24 protein-coding genes are annotated in these 13,636 nt (G+C 44.2%); 12 read left to right on the forward strand and 12 right to left on the reverse strand.

The genetic code is table 11. The annotated features are described in order from the left end of the window. Positions 1–83 precede the first annotated feature (83 nt). The 4 genes from F6J90_RS00920 to F6J90_RS00935 all read left to right on the forward strand — a co-directional run bounded on the left by F6J90_RS00920 (position 84) and on the right by F6J90_RS00935 (position 2,788). On the forward strand, positions 84–599 hold the full coding sequence (locus tag F6J90_RS00920; protein WP_293090660.1) for a DUF4168 domain-containing protein: 516 nt from the start codon (positions 84–86) through the stop codon (positions 597–599). Between the two features lie 695 nt (positions 600–1,294). Next, positions 1,295–1,741, forward strand: a complete 447-nt coding sequence (locus F6J90_RS00925; RefSeq protein ID WP_293090661.1) for a DUF4168 domain-containing protein — start codon at positions 1,295–1,297, stop codon at positions 1,739–1,741. A 285-nt stretch (positions 1,742–2,026) separates the two neighbouring features. After that, positions 2,027–2,470, forward strand: coding sequence for an urease accessory protein UreE (gene ureE / locus F6J90_RS00930; RefSeq protein ID WP_293090662.1), 444 nt, complete (start codon positions 2,027–2,029; stop codon positions 2,468–2,470). 135 nt (positions 2,471–2,605) lie between these two features. Beyond that, a complete protein-coding gene (locus F6J90_RS00935; protein ID WP_293090663.1) occupies positions 2,606–2,788 on the forward strand; it encodes a hypothetical protein in 183 nt (60 codons plus the stop codon). Positions 2,789–2,828: 40 nt separating this feature from the next. Here F6J90_RS00935 and F6J90_RS00940 read toward each other — a convergent pair whose 3' ends face one another. Both F6J90_RS00940 and F6J90_RS00945 read right to left on the reverse strand, forming a co-directional pair. Then, positions 2,829–3,218, reverse strand: a complete 390-nt coding sequence (locus F6J90_RS00940; RefSeq protein ID WP_293090664.1) for an alr0857 family protein — start codon at positions 3,216–3,218, stop codon at positions 2,829–2,831. After that, complete coding sequence (locus F6J90_RS00945; protein ID WP_293090665.1) at positions 3,190–3,753, reverse strand: HNH endonuclease; 564 nt, start codon at positions 3,751–3,753, stop codon at positions 3,190–3,192. The genes F6J90_RS00940 and F6J90_RS00945 overlap by 29 nt, the downstream gene beginning before the upstream one ends. Positions 3,754–4,181: 428 nt before the next feature. Here F6J90_RS00945 and F6J90_RS00950 point away from each other — a divergent pair, with 428 nt between their 5' ends. Continuing rightward, a complete protein-coding gene (locus F6J90_RS00950; RefSeq protein ID WP_293090666.1) occupies positions 4,182–4,523 on the forward strand; it encodes a hypothetical protein in 342 nt (113 codons plus the stop codon). A 104-nt stretch (positions 4,524–4,627) separates the two neighbouring features. On the opposite strand, the gene F6J90_RS00955 is transcribed toward F6J90_RS00950, so the two are convergent. Both F6J90_RS00955 and F6J90_RS00960 read right to left on the reverse strand, forming a co-directional pair. Beyond that, positions 4,628–6,067, reverse strand: coding sequence for an S-layer homology domain-containing protein (locus F6J90_RS00955; protein WP_293090667.1), 1,440 nt, complete (start codon positions 6,065–6,067; stop codon positions 4,628–4,630). 277 nt (positions 6,068–6,344) lie between these two features. Continuing rightward, positions 6,345–6,518 carry a hypothetical protein gene (locus F6J90_RS00960; RefSeq protein WP_293090668.1) on the reverse strand — a complete coding sequence of 58 codons (174 nt, stop codon included), beginning with the start codon at positions 6,516–6,518 and terminating at the stop codon, positions 6,345–6,347. Between the two features lie 311 nt (positions 6,519–6,829). On the opposite strand from F6J90_RS00960, the gene F6J90_RS00965 reads away from it, so the two are divergent. Continuing rightward, entirely contained in the window at positions 6,830–7,288 is a 459-nt protein-coding gene (locus tag F6J90_RS00965; RefSeq protein ID WP_293090669.1) for a Nif11-like leader peptide family natural product precursor, read from the forward strand. On the opposite strand, the gene F6J90_RS00970 is transcribed toward F6J90_RS00965, so the two are convergent. After that, positions 7,283–7,456, reverse strand: a complete 174-nt coding sequence (locus tag F6J90_RS00970; RefSeq protein WP_293090670.1) for a hypothetical protein — start codon at positions 7,454–7,456, stop codon at positions 7,283–7,285. The two genes, F6J90_RS00965 and F6J90_RS00970, sit on opposite strands and share 6 nt — an antisense overlap. After that, on the reverse strand, positions 7,414–7,539 hold the full coding sequence (locus tag F6J90_RS00975; protein ID WP_293090671.1) for a hypothetical protein: 126 nt from the start codon (positions 7,537–7,539) through the stop codon (positions 7,414–7,416). Before F6J90_RS00975 ends, F6J90_RS00970 begins: the two co-directional genes overlap by 43 nt. Positions 7,540–7,576: 37 nt before the next feature. On the opposite strand from F6J90_RS00975, the gene F6J90_RS00980 reads away from it, so the two are divergent. Then, on the forward strand, positions 7,577–8,860 hold the full coding sequence (locus tag F6J90_RS00980; RefSeq protein ID WP_293090672.1) for a nif11-class peptide radical SAM maturase 3: 1,284 nt from the start codon (positions 7,577–7,579) through the stop codon (positions 8,858–8,860). Here F6J90_RS00980 and F6J90_RS00985 read toward each other — a convergent pair. After that, positions 8,782–9,120 carry a hypothetical protein gene (locus F6J90_RS00985; protein WP_293090673.1) on the reverse strand — a complete coding sequence of 113 codons (339 nt, stop codon included), beginning with the start codon at positions 9,118–9,120 and terminating at the stop codon, positions 8,782–8,784. The two genes, F6J90_RS00980 and F6J90_RS00985, sit on opposite strands and share 79 nt — an antisense overlap. 158 nt (positions 9,121–9,278) lie before the next feature. Here F6J90_RS00985 and F6J90_RS00990 point away from each other — a divergent pair, with 158 nt between their 5' ends. From F6J90_RS00990 to F6J90_RS01005, 4 genes are all read left to right on the forward strand, one after another. Continuing rightward, a complete protein-coding gene (locus F6J90_RS00990; protein ID WP_293090674.1) occupies positions 9,279–9,497 on the forward strand; it encodes a hypothetical protein in 219 nt (72 codons plus the stop codon). Positions 9,498–9,843: 346 nt separating this feature from the next. Beyond that, entirely contained in the window at positions 9,844–10,149 is a 306-nt protein-coding gene (locus tag F6J90_RS00995; protein ID WP_293090675.1) for a hypothetical protein, read from the forward strand. A gap of 389 nt (positions 10,150–10,538) precedes the next feature. Beyond that, complete coding sequence (locus tag F6J90_RS01000; protein ID WP_293090676.1) at positions 10,539–10,712, forward strand: hypothetical protein; 174 nt, start codon at positions 10,539–10,541, stop codon at positions 10,710–10,712. Positions 10,713–10,722: 10 nt separating this feature from the next. After that, positions 10,723–11,361, forward strand: a complete 639-nt coding sequence (locus tag F6J90_RS01005; RefSeq protein ID WP_293090677.1) for a 2OG-Fe(II) oxygenase — start codon at positions 10,723–10,725, stop codon at positions 11,359–11,361. Here the strand turns inward: F6J90_RS01005 and F6J90_RS01010 are convergent. From F6J90_RS01010 to F6J90_RS01030, 5 genes are all read right to left on the reverse strand, one after another. Beyond that, positions 11,358–11,564, reverse strand: a complete 207-nt coding sequence (locus F6J90_RS01010; RefSeq protein WP_293090678.1) for a hypothetical protein — start codon at positions 11,562–11,564, stop codon at positions 11,358–11,360. The two genes, F6J90_RS01005 and F6J90_RS01010, sit on opposite strands and share 4 nt — an antisense overlap. A gap of 47 nt (positions 11,565–11,611) precedes the next feature. Next, positions 11,612–11,977: a DUF5615 family PIN-like protein gene (locus F6J90_RS01015; protein WP_293090679.1), complete on the reverse strand. Its 366-nt coding sequence runs from the start codon at positions 11,975–11,977 to the stop codon at positions 11,612–11,614. Then, positions 11,974–12,324: a DUF433 domain-containing protein gene (locus F6J90_RS01020; RefSeq protein WP_293090680.1), complete on the reverse strand. Its 351-nt coding sequence runs from the start codon at positions 12,322–12,324 to the stop codon at positions 11,974–11,976. Before F6J90_RS01020 ends, F6J90_RS01015 begins: the two co-directional genes overlap by 4 nt. Before the next feature lie 270 nt (positions 12,325–12,594). Continuing rightward, the gene (locus F6J90_RS01025) at positions 12,595–12,855 is read right to left on the reverse strand and encodes a type II toxin-antitoxin system prevent-host-death family antitoxin (RefSeq protein WP_293090681.1); all 261 of its coding nucleotides are present in this window, start codon (positions 12,853–12,855) and stop codon (positions 12,595–12,597) included. A gap of 94 nt (positions 12,856–12,949) precedes the next feature. Beyond that, positions 12,950–13,222 carry a hypothetical protein gene (locus tag F6J90_RS01030; RefSeq protein WP_293090682.1) on the reverse strand — a complete coding sequence of 91 codons (273 nt, stop codon included), beginning with the start codon at positions 13,220–13,222 and terminating at the stop codon, positions 12,950–12,952. A gap of 12 nt (positions 13,223–13,234) precedes the next feature. Here F6J90_RS01030 and F6J90_RS01035 point away from each other — a divergent pair, with 12 nt between their 5' ends. Beyond that, entirely contained in the window at positions 13,235–13,438 is a 204-nt protein-coding gene (locus F6J90_RS01035; protein ID WP_293090683.1) for a hypothetical protein, read from the forward strand. Positions 13,439–13,636 lie beyond the last annotated feature (198 nt).

Raw genomic sequence — 13,636 nt, forward strand, 5'->3', positions numbered from 1 at the left:
AGGAACTTATCCCCCATAAATTAATTCACATTAAACTAGCCCTTAGTGCTTTTGGTTATTGTTTGTTTTTCTCCTAATCTATCATGATGATCACTCCTAACTCTCTAAAACTTAGCTTGACCCAACTTTTCTCCCAATCTCTACTTGTCGGAGGACTTACTGCTATTAGTTTGCTATCTGGATTTATCCCTGAGCTTTCTGAAGACTCTTATACCCTTGTGATTAGCACTTCAGCCTATGCTCAAGATGTCACCTCTGACATTAGTTCTAATGACGTCACTCAATATGCTGAAGTTCTATTAGAAATAGAGCCTCTTCGCGCATCTGCCTATGAAAAAATTACTACAATCCTAGGAGAGCCACCAGAAATTTTGTGCGATGACTCCGAGAGCATCAATAAGCTCCCCTCCACCGCCCAAGAGATTGCTAAAGATTACTGCCAACAGTCAGAGGTAATTGTCTCTAAGTATTTTCCCGAAGGAGGAAATAAACGATTCAACGAAATTACTATTGAGATGCAAGATAATCAAACTTTACGGGAACAGATTCAAAGTGAATTAGTGCGTATTCAACAAGCAAAATTTGACGGTAGCTTTTAGCTATACATAGCTCGAAGAATCAGCAACTTATTTGTTTGAACCATAACGTCAACCATAACTTCAACCATAATTATATGTTTTTAGGAAAAGCGTGGGGTGTGGGGTGTGGGGTGTGGGGTGTGGGGTGTGGGGAGATAGGGAGATGGGGAGATGGGGAGATGGGGAGATGGGGGAGATTTTGATTAAGGGTAATTATCCTGACATGATGTCAGAAGAGGGAAGTCGGAAGTGGGAAACAATCCTGTGTACCTCATAAGTATGGAAAACGCTATAGTTCCAAAAAAGGGGTCTTCCGTACTCATTATGTTAATTTGTCTTGAACTTGAGATAGTATTTAGCCTAAAAACTAAATTTTTGAAATTTTAAAGCTTTACAAAATAAGGGTTGTAGTGGATTTAAATTAACAATTGTTGCTAACAGTGACCGAAGATTCCATGCATCGCTATTCCCTGATCCGAAGTTCCCGATTCCCGATTCCCGATTCCCGATTCCCCATTTCCGATTCCCCATTCCCGATTCCCTAAAATCCACAACTTGTGTACCTGACCGATTTGATAAATGGTATAGTTAGCATCAAAGGAACCATAGCTAGCCACTAGCAATAGTAAAAAATAGGCTAATCAAGCTTTCGGCAAAGCCGACGCTGCGCGAACAGGCTAGCCAGTGCAGGTCGCTTATCTCCGAGAAAACCGCTAATGACCAAATTTATCTATCCCTTGGGATGGCTTGCCGGAATGATAGTGGTTTTGGTTGGATGTTCTTCCAGTCCAGACCCTGACACCACCGCAGCTATCCCCACAGTAGCCTCATCTGCAGTAAAGAGTCAGGAATTGAAGAATTACGCCAAAGCTGTTCTGGCGATCGATCAATATCGTCAAGGTGTCTACGAGGATATTCAGGAATTAACCAAAGACAAGGACAAGATAGTTCCTGAGATTAACTGCACCCAAGTAAAAACCATAGCAGCTCTACGTCGAAATATCCGAGATCTGGCTGTAAACTACTGTAAGCGCTCGAAAACCATTGCTGAAAGTCATGACTTGACCATATCTCGATTTAATTCAATTACCGTTAGCGCCCAATCCGATCAGAAGTTACAACGGCGAATCCACAATGAACTAGTTCGCATACAACAAAATTAAAAATATGTCAAGCTTGTAGGGTGGGCAAAAGCGGTCAGCCGTCAGCCGTCAGCCCTCAGCTTTGTGGCACAGGCTTCCAGCCTGTGACTTCACTGAGATTAAACCAATGCTTACCTGTTTTATTTCTTATTAAAAAGCTGATAACTGATAACTGAATGCTGAATGCTGAATGCTGAATGCTGATAACTGATAACTGATAACTGATAACTGATAGCTGAATGCTTACCTTTGTCCACCCTACTTTAATTGGTATTTTAGTCTGAATTCAGCAATGGTCAATTGCCCATGCTCACCTTTACGAAACGCCTCAGAGCTAATCAGAATACTAAAGTCGGCTTTACCCTCTCCTTGACAGCCGAGGAGCGTACCCGAACTCGCCACCGCTTTGAAACAGCGGATGGTGAAAATTTGTATTTGCGCTTGCCTAGGGGCAGTGTCTTGCAGGATGGGGATTTACTGGAAGCTGAAGATACAAAGGTAATGATCCGAATTGCTGCTAAACCAGAACCGGTACTCACGGTAACCTCCCAAAAACCGGTGAATTTGCTGCGAGCTGCTTATCATTTGGGTAATCGCCATGTCCCTTTAGAAGTAACGGCTAGCTATTTAAGATTATCTCCTGACCCGGTTTTGCAAGGGATGTTAGAGCAGTTGGGGGTAGATGTACACCAGGAAGTGGTACCGTTTCAACCAGAAATCGGTGCCTATGGACATACTCATGTTGAATAGGGAATAGAGGGAAGAGTGTGGGGAGAGGGGGAAGTGTGGGGAGAGGGGGAAGTGTGGGGAGATGGGGGAGAGGGGGGAGCGATGAAGTAGTTTTCGAGGCTTAAGAGTATCTTTTTGTCTTGATGCAAAGCGCGAGTGGTTTGGGTTCTTTGTGGGTCACCTGCGTCGGAACCTTGTAAGTCTCGTGGAACGCCAGTCGCTGATCTGACTCCCCATCTCCCCATCTCCCCACACCTCCCACACTTCCCTCTCTTTCCCTACTCCCTACTCCCTACTCCCTACTCCCTAAAACCAAGGAGGAGTACTTCACCTAATTGAAAATTGCTATAAAAAGAGGCACACCGAAGTGCGCCCCTTATCAATCCTTCGGAACAGAAGCCCGATGGTTAGCCTCTTGCCACAGCTGATCGAGAAAAAACTCAACAGCATAGTTCATTGCTGTTACAAAAATTCCCTCTTCATCCTCTGGATCTGACGTTAGCCAGGTGCCTTGTAGGCTTACTTCAACATATTCCGCATCACAAATCGATAATGCGATCGCATCTGTTTGGTCTTGCCGCACAAACACCTCTAATTGCCTGAGGTGGGGCAAGTCAGCTGGTAGCAAAAATGACGCAGTGCTGGGTTCGATATAGAAACTTGCACCCGCACGGAGCGAGACAAGGGTTCGTGTCGTTACCCATTCTTCTAGGGATTGAGCCAAACGCTCTAGATAAAAGCTATTTTCGGTATAAATCAGTTTCAGCATTACCTGTAACCTCCTCCTCTAACCGATTGATTTGCTGTTGACGCCAAAACTGTTCCGCAAAAGCAACAGCTGGATGCATGGGTGCTTTGGGCTGTCTGGGTAATTTCATTCCCGCTTGGTGGGGAGTACGGTTGCCTTTAATGCTGTTACAACCCTCACATGCCGTAACGACGTTGTCCCAACTGTGTTTCCCGCCTTTTGACCGAGGAATGACATGGTCGAGGGTTAGCTTTTTGGTGCTGCCACAGTATTGGCACCGATGCTTGTCCCGTCTTAAGACCTCCCGCCGATTTACTGGAGGAACTCGCCAAGTTGGTTCGGTTTCGGTAACTATCAAGCGGATATGGGTTGGTACCAAGATCACCACACTAGGGGAACGGACTTTGTAGCCCTTACCACCAAAGAAATCGATTGGTTCAGCTTTCCCGGTAACCAACAGAGCAATCGCTCGTTTGATATTGACTCGATTAATGGGTAAGTAGTTTTTGGAAAAAACCACTACCGATTGCCTCAACACCTCAGTTATGCTTGTCACGCTTTGACTCCTGATAAACCAAACCCCCGCTTCTGTTTGTCAGGAGCGGGGGCGTTTAAGATTTTTTAGGCTAGGCTGATTGCTATGTCAGTACTGCTAGCGTTCGCCTACACCTCCCGCTGTGTCTATTTAGTTTCAGATTTATCTCTGGCCGACAATTGACTGGTTTTGAATAATGCCTTCTATACTCGACTGTTCCCTGTGCGATCGAGTCATATTTGCCCCTAAACAAAAGCTCCACCCATATTGCCCCGAATCCCGAACCGCCGAAGCAGTTGATATCTGAGCACTTGGTGGAGGAGGTTAAATGATGACTCATAGAAGATGAAATGTTTGAAGGCGAAATTTGTGAAAAACGATTTTCAAGCCGCTTTTTAAATACTACACTTGTATTACGGGAATGTCCAGATATTTGGAGGAAAAAATTAATGCCTACACTCACCCGTCAAAACTCAACCACTGATATGGAAGTTACCAGCATCCGTCTGGATCGACAGTTGAAAGAGAAACTCAAAGAACTTTCTGGCAGTCAGGGCTATCAAGCTCTGATTCGAGATATTCTCTGGAACTATGTCCAGCACAAGTCTGGTGATTATCGACCTCAATTTTGTAAGTCTGATATCAGAGCCACCATTCAAGCGATCGCTGAGCGCAAAGAGCGTTGTGTACTAACTGGCAAGTATATAGAACCCCAAGAGCCCATGTTATTAGGACTGACGATCAACGGAGAGATGCTTCCCCTCAGTATTGATAGTCTATCTAACTGTTAAGCGTTTGCGTCAATACAATGGAAGAGACATGCGTTCGCTGAAAGCGGGGCTTCGCCCATCGCATGTCTCTTCTGAATCCTTAACTAGGCACCCTTGTCGGTTGGTTACCGAGTTGGAACTTTTAAGGGTGGCACTTGCGGAAGCTCAAGTTTTGGTGCTTCTAGAACTGCTGGAGCTTCTGGTGTTGCTGGAATTTCTTCAGTGTCCATAGCTTCTGGGATTTCTTCAGTGTCCATAGCTTCTGGGGCTTCTGGGGTTTCTGGCATTTCTGGCGTTTTAGTAGCTACTTGCAGATATAAATCAGAACCCAGTGTTAGTGGTAAGTCATTTTCCGGATTAATGATCAGAGGATTTTGCTGCTCCGGTTGTTGATTAGAATTACCACCAGTTAAAACACCAGTCAAAATATTAACCGCAGCACCTTCTAATGTTTGTGTCTCCGTATCATCAGGCTTAGCATCAGTAACCAGTTTCGAGGTGGCATTGATGGTGTTATAGGATAATTCACCAATTTTAAGTTTTTGAGCCACAAACTGAGTACCAAGAAACTCAGAACCACTATACCGAGGTACTAATTGACCCTCAATCTCGCTATCTTTTGGAATTAAGATTATTCCTTGATCATTTTTGATGTCCTTAGCCACTAACAGCGTCATATCAATGGTTTCACCACGCTCCACAGCCACCTTGTCTGATACTGTGTAGGCTACATCAATCACTGTGCCTTTGGAAACTTGATATTCCTTAGTTTCTGGAAGTTCATCCTTACTAGTCATTGACTCAGTGGACTCAGTCCCCTCAGTTTTTTCAGTTGTCTCAGTTGATTCCATCAGGCTGTCGTCACCCACAGGTTTAGTCTCTACCGTCAGCTGAGCAATATATTGAGAGGCTGGATGTTGACTAGACAGGGGAGCTAATACCTCTTGATTCACTAAAGCTTGATGAATAAAGGCTGCCACTTCAGCACGGGTAGCAGGTTGACCAAAATCGAGATAGGTCACATTCGGGTAGTTGACCACCATAGCCTTTTCGGTAGCAGCGGCAACGCTAACTTTGGCATAGTCAGGGATTCGGGATAGGTCTTCATAGGAAGAGAGGGTGTTCTTGACTGAACTGCTAGAGTATAAACCCAAACCATTGGTCAATGACACCAATACTTGTCCCCGAGACAGTGGCGAAGATGGACGTAGTTGGCTGTTGGATTTATCCTCCTCAGTTAGGTTACGACTTGCCCAATACTCAGCCACTTCACGATCAAATGTTTTGGGCAAGGCTAAATTATTTTCGCTGAAAGCTTGGCTCACCATCGCAGAGAACTGAGCGTAAGTAACAGCTTGATCAGGTTTAAAGGTGCCATTGGCATATCCATTTACCAGGTTTTCTGCTGCCAACCCTTCAATGAATGGTTTTGCCCAATGACCTTGAATATCAATAAAGCTAGTTTGGTTTGGAACCGCAATTACCATCGGCGCAGTCACACCAGTTACTATTCCCAACAGCAACATGGCAGTGCTTGTGGAATTCCAAGTAGACGCACTAGACATAGAACACAACTCTCCTGATTTAGATAACTCTTTTTAGATAGCTCAACTCCTTGGTTATCAGAGTTGACAGCCTGCCAAACACCATCCCCAGACGCACAGGTGAAGTGAAAGTTCCCAGGTTTTAAAAAAAAGATGCCAAGTCAGATCAAGTCATTAATCGTAGGGTGGGCAGTGTCTACCAAAGCGCTTTGCAAGCTTCATTATCTGTCTGGTGCACTGCCCACCCTACATGAACCAAGCTATAGCTAGCCAAGTCAGATCAAGTCCGGTTAATCAGTTAGAAAAGGGAGTGGGGAATCGGGAGTCGGGAGTCGGGAATCGGGAATCGGGAATCGGGAATCGGGAATCGGGAATCGGGAATCGGGAACAGGCAAAAAATTCCGTGGATTTCAGCTATTTGAGAACCACTATAATTACTTGATTGGGTATAAGATAAACTCTCAACCGTCAACCATCAAAAAATATTTAGATTTGTAACTTTAGCCAGATTGGCGAGACAAATTTGTGCTATTGGGTTTCAATTTATAGTGTAAGCATATGCGCTACGCGCACGCTGCGCGAACAGCTGTCAGCCGTCAGTTTTGTGGAACAGGCTTCGTGGAACAGGCTTCGTGGCACAGGCTTCTAGCCTGTGACTTTCGTGACTATTAAACCAATGCTTACTTGTTTTATTCAAAAGCTGATAGCTGATAGCTGATAGCTGATAGCTGATAGCTGATAGCTGATAGCTGACTTTATAGTATTGATGGTTGGAGAAAGTTTATGTTTTTAGAAACTGTAATCCTTTTCTTTAAGCGCTTAGCTGCTGATAAAAATTTCCGTAGCCAGCTTGAAGATGCTGCAAGTCCAGAAGACTACCAAACCATGGTGCGAGATGCTGGCTATGATTTCACACCAGAAGACTTGGAAACTACCACAGCTAAAATTCTTGATGAGAATAAGCTTAGAGATTTAGACGATAATTTCAAGAATCTCAGTGAAGAAGACCTAGAAGTACTTGTTGGTGGTGTGTTTAGAGGCTACTGTGGTTGGCCATGGCAACGTAAACATCCCATTTATCCACCTATAAAAAAGCCACCGATTGAAGTTCAGCCCCTCTATGGAGGAGTGATCGGGATTACACCGGAACCTCCTCAAGCGATCGCATTGTATGGCGTTTCCATACCTCCTGATCAAATTGCTTATATTTCAAAAGACGTGAACACAGACAATATTTCATAGTCTAAGGAGTCGGGAGTCGGGAATCGGGAGTCGGGAATCGGGAGTCGGGAGTCGGGAGTCGGGAGTCGGGAGTCGGGAGTCGGGGTAAGACGAAAATTTACTGTACCTCGTCAGTATCATAAACGCTATAAAAATGTTTCCCATCTCCCCATCTCCCCATCTCCCCATCTCCCCATCTCCCCATCTCCCCAAACTTCCCACACTCTTACCCCTCTTGCCTCTTGCCTCTTGCCTTTTGCCTTTTCCTGCAATTCGTGTGTTTACAACCGAGATACAACGCGCTTAGTTATGACTTATCGTCGAATTAGTTATGCGGTTTGGGAAATTACTCTTAAATGCAACCTAGCTTGTCAGCACTGTGGTTCTCGTGCTGGTCATACACGGGAAAAAGAACTGTCTACAGCAGAAGCTCTGGATCTGGTCAGACAGATGGCGGAAGTCGGGATTACAGAAGTCACCTTAATTGGTGGTGAAGCCTTTTTACGTCCGGACTGGCTAGAGATTGCCAAAGCGATTACCGACGCAGGCATGGTTTGTGGTATGACCACTGGTGGCTTTGGGATTAGTTTAGAGACAGCCCGCCGGATGAAAGAGGCTGGAATTCGGGTAGTTTCTGTTTCTGTGGATGGCTTAGAACCAACCCACGACCGCCTACGGGGGAGAAAGGGTTCTTGGCAATGGGCATTTAAGACCATGAGCCATCTCAAAGAAGCCGGTATTCCTTTCGGCTGCAATACCCAAATCAATCGCCTCACTGCACCAGAATTTCCCCAGATTTACCAGCTGCTTCGGGATGCAGGAATCTTTGCCTGGCAGATTCAGTTAACTGTACCCATGGGAAATGCTGCTGACAATTATGACATTCTGCTCCAACCCTATGAACTGCTGGATTTATATCCCATGATTGCCCGTGTGGTTGAGCGGGCTTATAGGGAAGGGGTGAAAGTACAGGCCGGAAATAATATAGGCTATTACGGTCCCTACGAGCGACTACTGCGAGGGCGAGGAGATACCAATCCCTGGACATTTTGGCAGGGATGCCAAGCTGGACTCTCTACCTTGGGCATTGAAGCCGATGGTGCTATCAAAGGTTGCCCGTCTTTACCGACTTCAGCCTACACCGGAGGTAATATCCGAGACCACTCTCTCAGAACAATTATTGAAGAAACTGAAGAATTGCGGTTTAACCTAGGAGCCGATACTCCGAAAGGGACATCCCATCTGTGGGGCTTCTGCAAGACTTGCGAATTTGCTGAACTATGTCGCGGTGGTTGCTCTTGGACCGCTCATGTGTTCTTTGACCGCAGAGGGAATAATCCTTACTGTCACCATCGGGCCTTAACCCAAGCATCTCAAGGAATTCGAGAGCGAGTTGTGCCTAAGGTAAAAGCCCAAGGACTTCCCTTTGATAATGGTGAATTTGAAATTATTGAAGAGCCCATTAACACTCCTTGGCCAAACCATGATCCCCTCCACTTTAGTGCTGATCGCATTCAGTGGTCAGGGGATTTTTTAGGGAGCAGGGAGCAGGCAGTAGGGAGTAGGGAGCAGGGAGTAGGGAGTAGGGAGTAGGGAGTAGGGAGTAGGGAGTAGGGAGTAGGGAATCGGGAGTCGGGAGTAGGGAATCGGGAGTCGGGAATAGGGAATCGGGAGTCGGGAGTCGGGAGTCGGGAGTCGGGAGTCGGGAGTCGGGAGTCGGGAAAAAAATTTAAATGTACTTCACCCTTACTAGGAAACCCTATAGACTTGGCCGCAGTTGTCGAGAACGTCTCAATTTCACTGAGCTCTTGCACCAGAAAAAACAACTTAGTATCAGCAATAATAACAATCATTTTTAGTCATGAAACAATCATTTTTTTTAGTAATTATCAATGAATTGTGATAATTTTTATCCCTACTCCCTACTTCCTACTCCCTACTCCCTACTCCCTACTCCCTGTTCCCTGTTTTTATCAATTGTTTACATCTAAACTAAAAATTATATACCACTATGCAGGATAAAAATAACTCGTTAGAACCATCCCTTGATAATTCTCAGACTCCCGAAGAATCTCTTCCAACCTTGTTACCTCGAACAGCATGGACTAGTAATTTAGCCTATTGGAGAGTTCTTTTGAAAGCTAAAATTGCTTTAGACAAAATTGAGAAAGAAGCAGTCAATAAAGGGAACAGGGAACAGGGAACAGGGAACAGGGAACACAGAAAATAGCTTTATAGTATTTTTATAGTATTTATCAAATAGGTGAAGTACCGACTCCCGATTCCCGACTCCCGATTCCCGACTCCCGACACTATGAAATATTGTCTGTTTTCACGTCTTCCGAGTAGTCAATTTGGCAATTAAATTTTAAAATTTAGCGTTTTCCATACTTATTAAGTACACAGGATTTTTTCCCTATTCCCTATTCCCTATTCCCTATTCCCTATTCCCTATTCCCTATTCCCTATTCCCTATTCCCTATTCCCTGTTCCCTGTTCCCTAAAATCAAAAAATTGTGTACCTCACCAAATTTAAAAACGCTGTCAGATTTGTCCACTTAACGTTACATTGCAACATGGTTAAAATCTACGAACTGGATTCTCCCAGTGATGATCAATCGTTAGAGTATGTGAGCAATTTAGCTCACGAAAAAACTAAAGACATCAAGGGGGGAAAGAAATTTCTCCATGACCTATCAGACTGGCGAATTATACGAGAAGGACCTCCTCCAATCGATGACTTGATCGATATCATCTTGCCCGAAGGACCACCGCCACCCCACGACTGTATTCTGCGGGAAGGACCACCACCTCCACCGCCATTTCTCGAAGACCTCTACAGTCCTCCAAAACCGGGTTTTCATCCAGGTCATCGTTTATAAGCAGGGCTGGTGAAGTATAGCGCTACGCCCAAGGCAAAAGGCAAAAGGCAAAAGGCAAAAGTTGACTACAACAGCTTTTCAACTTGTATCAATGTCCTAAACTTAATGCGTAGTGCTATACATTTTAGATTTTAGGCAATAGGTAATAGGTAATAGGAAACGGGAGGATGTCACCTTTGTAATTATGTATATAGATCCCCCCTAACCCCCCTTAAAAAAGGGGGGAATTAGATTCAAAAGTCCCCCTTATTAAGGGGGATTTAGGGGGATCTGAATCAGGGATTAACAAAACTGATATTCTCCCATAGGAAACAGCCGAGTAGGTGCCTGAAATAACGCACCCTACTGGTAATTAAATACATAGTTTTATAGCAATCCGTTTAGGAATTGTGAGAATTTTTGTTCCCTGTTCCCTGTTCCCTGCTCCCTGCTCCCTGCTCCCTACTCCCTACTCCCTACTCCCTACTCCCTACTCCCTACTCCCTACTCCCTACTCCCTACTCCCTACTCCCTACTCCCTACTCCCTACTCCCTACTCCCTACTCCCTTTATTATTTAATTAATTAACCTATAATGAATAAATCTCCAGAAGCTCCCAGTAAAATTACTAATCAAGCGCCAGTTTTATTTATTCCTAATGTCTTAGATAGAGAGTTTTGCCAAACCCTAATTAATGTTTGGGAAACTGAAGGCAATCAAGAGTCTTATTCAATGATTGAGCATAAGGGAGAATTGACTCCCATTGAAGACGATGATTATAAAAGACGCAGAGACCATTTTCTTCAAGAAGGAGAAACCCATCAACGTTTAAGATATTTCATCCGTCAACAGGTTCGCCCTGCAATCAAGAAAGCTTTTCATTTTGAAATTACTCGATTTGAGAGTTTTCGGATTGGTTGCTATGATGCTAATACTGGCGGATATTTTCGACCCCATCGGGATGATGCTACGGAAGGAACTGCCTACCGTCGCTTTGCTATGACTATTAACTTGAATGTGGAAGACTATGAAGGGGGCTATTTAAGATTTCCAGAATACGGATTAAATTTATATCAGCCGCAAACAGGCAGTGCTTTAATTTTTTCCTGTTCCCTGCTTCACGAGGTTACAGATGTTATTAAAGGACAACGGTTTGCTCTCCTGTCATTTTTTCATGGTGAACATGAGGCTCAGTTGGTTGAGGAGTATAATCGCCGTGTGATGGTTAGCTAGAGCATCATACAGCGGTTTGCAATTGGGTGAGGTACAAATTTTTGGGTTTTAGGGAACAGGGAACAGGGAACAGGGAACAGGAACCCACCCCTAACCCCTCCCAGGAGGGGAAGAGAGGGAAGAGGGAACAGGGAAAAAATCCTGTATACCTTATAGTTATGAAAAACGCTGTAAGGATTTATACTAATCGTGTCCTGAATCATTTTTTTGAGTTTTTGCTTTAATTTCGGTGCGTTACACTGTTGTTTTTTTATTCGCTCAACGGTAAGTATTCAATTCGGTCTTGATATTCCTTGGGAAAGGAAGCTCCAGCAATAATGATTAGCTCTGCAAGGGTTTCTCCAATATTATTGGATGGATCGATTACAAAAATCCCGGGTACGTGGCGGCTCTCTGCGAGATGGCCTGCTAAATGTTTAGGCATAGATTTCCGATTGTTTGTTACTAAAATAAAATTATGAATTTCACACCAGATTAAAATCTCTGGATCGAGAGTTCCTTTAGGAGGAGCGCCTGGATCGCCGATTCTTCTGACAATAAGTTCTGGTGCTTGGCGCATCAGTTGGGTTCGGTAAAGGGAGGCGATATGCTCGTCCAGTAAATATTGGATTGTCATACAGCGCTCGTCGATTCGGATGACTCTCGCTCCAGAGGGGCTTCTGCTTTCAATTGCCGGAACCTTTGCCGTGCAGGAGAAGGATTTTGTTTTTGTTCTTCTCGTTGTTGACGGCAAAACTCTAGCCAGTCACCTAAGTAAGCGCTGACCTCTTCTTTGTTGTGTAGATAGTAGAGAATAGTGGCATGGACTTGTTCCAGGGTAATTGTCTCAAATTGTTGGGTAATTTCTTCAGGGGTTCTGGCGCGATAGATATATTCGTAGAGGACGCTTTCGATACCAATGCGGCTACCTTTGATGCGAATGTCGTCAGAGGCTAGGAAGTCGAAGTAGTCTTGGATTTCCATGGCAATTTGCAATTATTTAAACAAGTTTAAAACAAGGTAAATAGGAGGTACAAGTACAATTTTAAAGTAGATTTAAACTACATTTAATTTTAACCTTATTATTTGATTAAGTCAACCTATACCTTTAGGATTGGAACGTGGTTGCTAGGGCTAAATCAAAATTTTTACTATTGTTTAGTTTTTTAGGATGGCCAGGATCAATATCGAGGGGCGTAAGCATGATAGCTGAAAGCTGAAAGCTGAAAGCTGATAGCTGATAGCTTACAACCATCAATCAATGTCTCCCAAGACTTCATCTAGGGAGTAGGTTTCCTTATTGGTTATTTGTTCAAGGGATCTTTGTAGGCTTTCCCTCATTCCAGGGATTGAAAGTAATTCTAAGGTTTCTTGTAAGCTTTCATAGTTTTTTCTAGAAATTAAAACAGCAGAACCATTAGAAATCTCTATCTCATAAACTTTGTTTTCTTCTGTGACTGATTCAACTAGGTTAATTAAATCGTTTTGGGCAGCAGTAACTGTCAGCTTTTCCATTTTGTCGATTTCCTATTTTTGTTATTATAGCAGTTGTCAATTCGGTAGAGAAGGAATATATTCGTCTGATCATATTTAGGAATCGCCTAAGCATTCAGCCTTCAGAAATGAAACCGGCAAGATGCCGGTTCCACCAACATGCCGGTTCCACCAAGATGCCGGTTCCACCAACATGCCCATTCCACCAACATGCCCATTCCACCAACATGCCCATTCCACCAACATGCCCGTTCCACCAACATGCCCATTCCACCAACATGCCCATTCCACCAACATGCCCATTCCACCAAGATGCCCGTTCCACCAACATGCCCATTCCACCAACATGCCCGTTCCACCAACATGCCCATTCCACAACAATATCCAACGCCTAATAACCTTGGCCAATAGGCCACGCTACGCGAAAAACCTAATAACCTACCCTTCAAGGGACGCCAAAGGCGAACAACTTTCTAACCTTCAACATCCCAACCTTCAACATCCCAACCTTCAACATCCCAACCTTCAACATCCCAACCTTCAACATCCCAACCTTCAACCTTCTAACCTTCAACCTTCTAACCTTCAACCTTCAACCTTCTAACCTTCAACCTTCAACCTTCTAACCTTTTAACCTTCAACATCCCAAGCTTCAACCTTCAACATCCTAACCTTCAACTCCCAAAAAAAAATAGCCGCAGAAATACCTTCCACGGCTAGGAAATTTTACTATGCCTCAACTTTGTACACCAACCCAGAAATAATCCGATCCGATTGACCAAAGGTCACCCTAGGGGAACAG

The organism is Moorena sp. SIOASIH (genome assembly GCF_010671925.1).
In the GTDB taxonomy this organism is placed as follows: Bacteria; Cyanobacteriota; Cyanobacteriia; order Cyanobacteriales; family Coleofasciculaceae; genus Moorena.

Bases quoted from the DNA above. Each gene is read 5' to 3' on its own strand.
- F6J90_RS00990 (WP_293090674.1), top strand. From the start codon at position 9,279: ATGCAGGATAAAAATAACTCGTTAGAACCATCCCTTGATAATTCTCAG.
- F6J90_RS00955 (WP_293090667.1), bottom strand. From the start codon at position 6,067: ATGTCTAGTGCGTCTACTTGGAATTCCACAAGCACTGCCATGTTGCTG.
- F6J90_RS01025 (WP_293090681.1), bottom strand. From the start codon at position 12,855: ATGGAAAAGCTGACAGTTACTGCTGCCCAAAACGATTTAATTAACCTA.
- F6J90_RS00995 (WP_293090675.1), top strand. From the start codon at position 9,844: ATGGTTAAAATCTACGAACTGGATTCTCCCAGTGATGATCAATCGTTA.
- F6J90_RS01005 (WP_293090677.1), top strand. From the start codon at position 10,723: ATGAATAAATCTCCAGAAGCTCCCAGTAAAATTACTAATCAAGCGCCA.
- F6J90_RS00925 (WP_293090661.1), top strand. From the start codon at position 1,295: ATGACCAAATTTATCTATCCCTTGGGATGGCTTGCCGGAATGATAGTG.
- F6J90_RS00940 (WP_293090664.1), bottom strand. From the start codon at position 3,218: ATGCTGAAACTGATTTATACCGAAAATAGCTTTTATCTAGAGCGTTTG.
- F6J90_RS00970 (WP_293090670.1), bottom strand. From the start codon at position 7,456: ATGGGGAGATGGGGAGATGGGGAGATGGGAAACATTTTTATAGCGTTT.
- F6J90_RS00965 (WP_293090669.1), top strand. From the start codon at position 6,830: ATGTTTTTAGAAACTGTAATCCTTTTCTTTAAGCGCTTAGCTGCTGAT.
- F6J90_RS01020 (WP_293090680.1), bottom strand. From the start codon at position 12,324: ATGGAAATCCAAGACTACTTCGACTTCCTAGCCTCTGACGACATTCGC.
- F6J90_RS01010 (WP_293090678.1), bottom strand. From the start codon at position 11,564: ATGATTCAGGACACGATTAGTATAAATCCTTACAGCGTTTTTCATAAC.
- ureE (WP_293090662.1), top strand. From the start codon at position 2,027: ATGCTCACCTTTACGAAACGCCTCAGAGCTAATCAGAATACTAAAGTC.
- F6J90_RS00920 (WP_293090660.1), top strand. From the start codon at position 84: ATGATGATCACTCCTAACTCTCTAAAACTTAGCTTGACCCAACTTTTC.
- F6J90_RS00980 (WP_293090672.1), top strand. From the start codon at position 7,577: ATGACTTATCGTCGAATTAGTTATGCGGTTTGGGAAATTACTCTTAAA.
- F6J90_RS00985 (WP_293090673.1), bottom strand. From the start codon at position 9,120: ATGATTGTTATTATTGCTGATACTAAGTTGTTTTTTCTGGTGCAAGAG.
- F6J90_RS01015 (WP_293090679.1), bottom strand. From the start codon at position 11,977: ATGACAATCCAATATTTACTGGACGAGCATATCGCCTCCCTTTACCGA.
- F6J90_RS00950 (WP_293090666.1), top strand. From the start codon at position 4,182: ATGCCTACACTCACCCGTCAAAACTCAACCACTGATATGGAAGTTACC.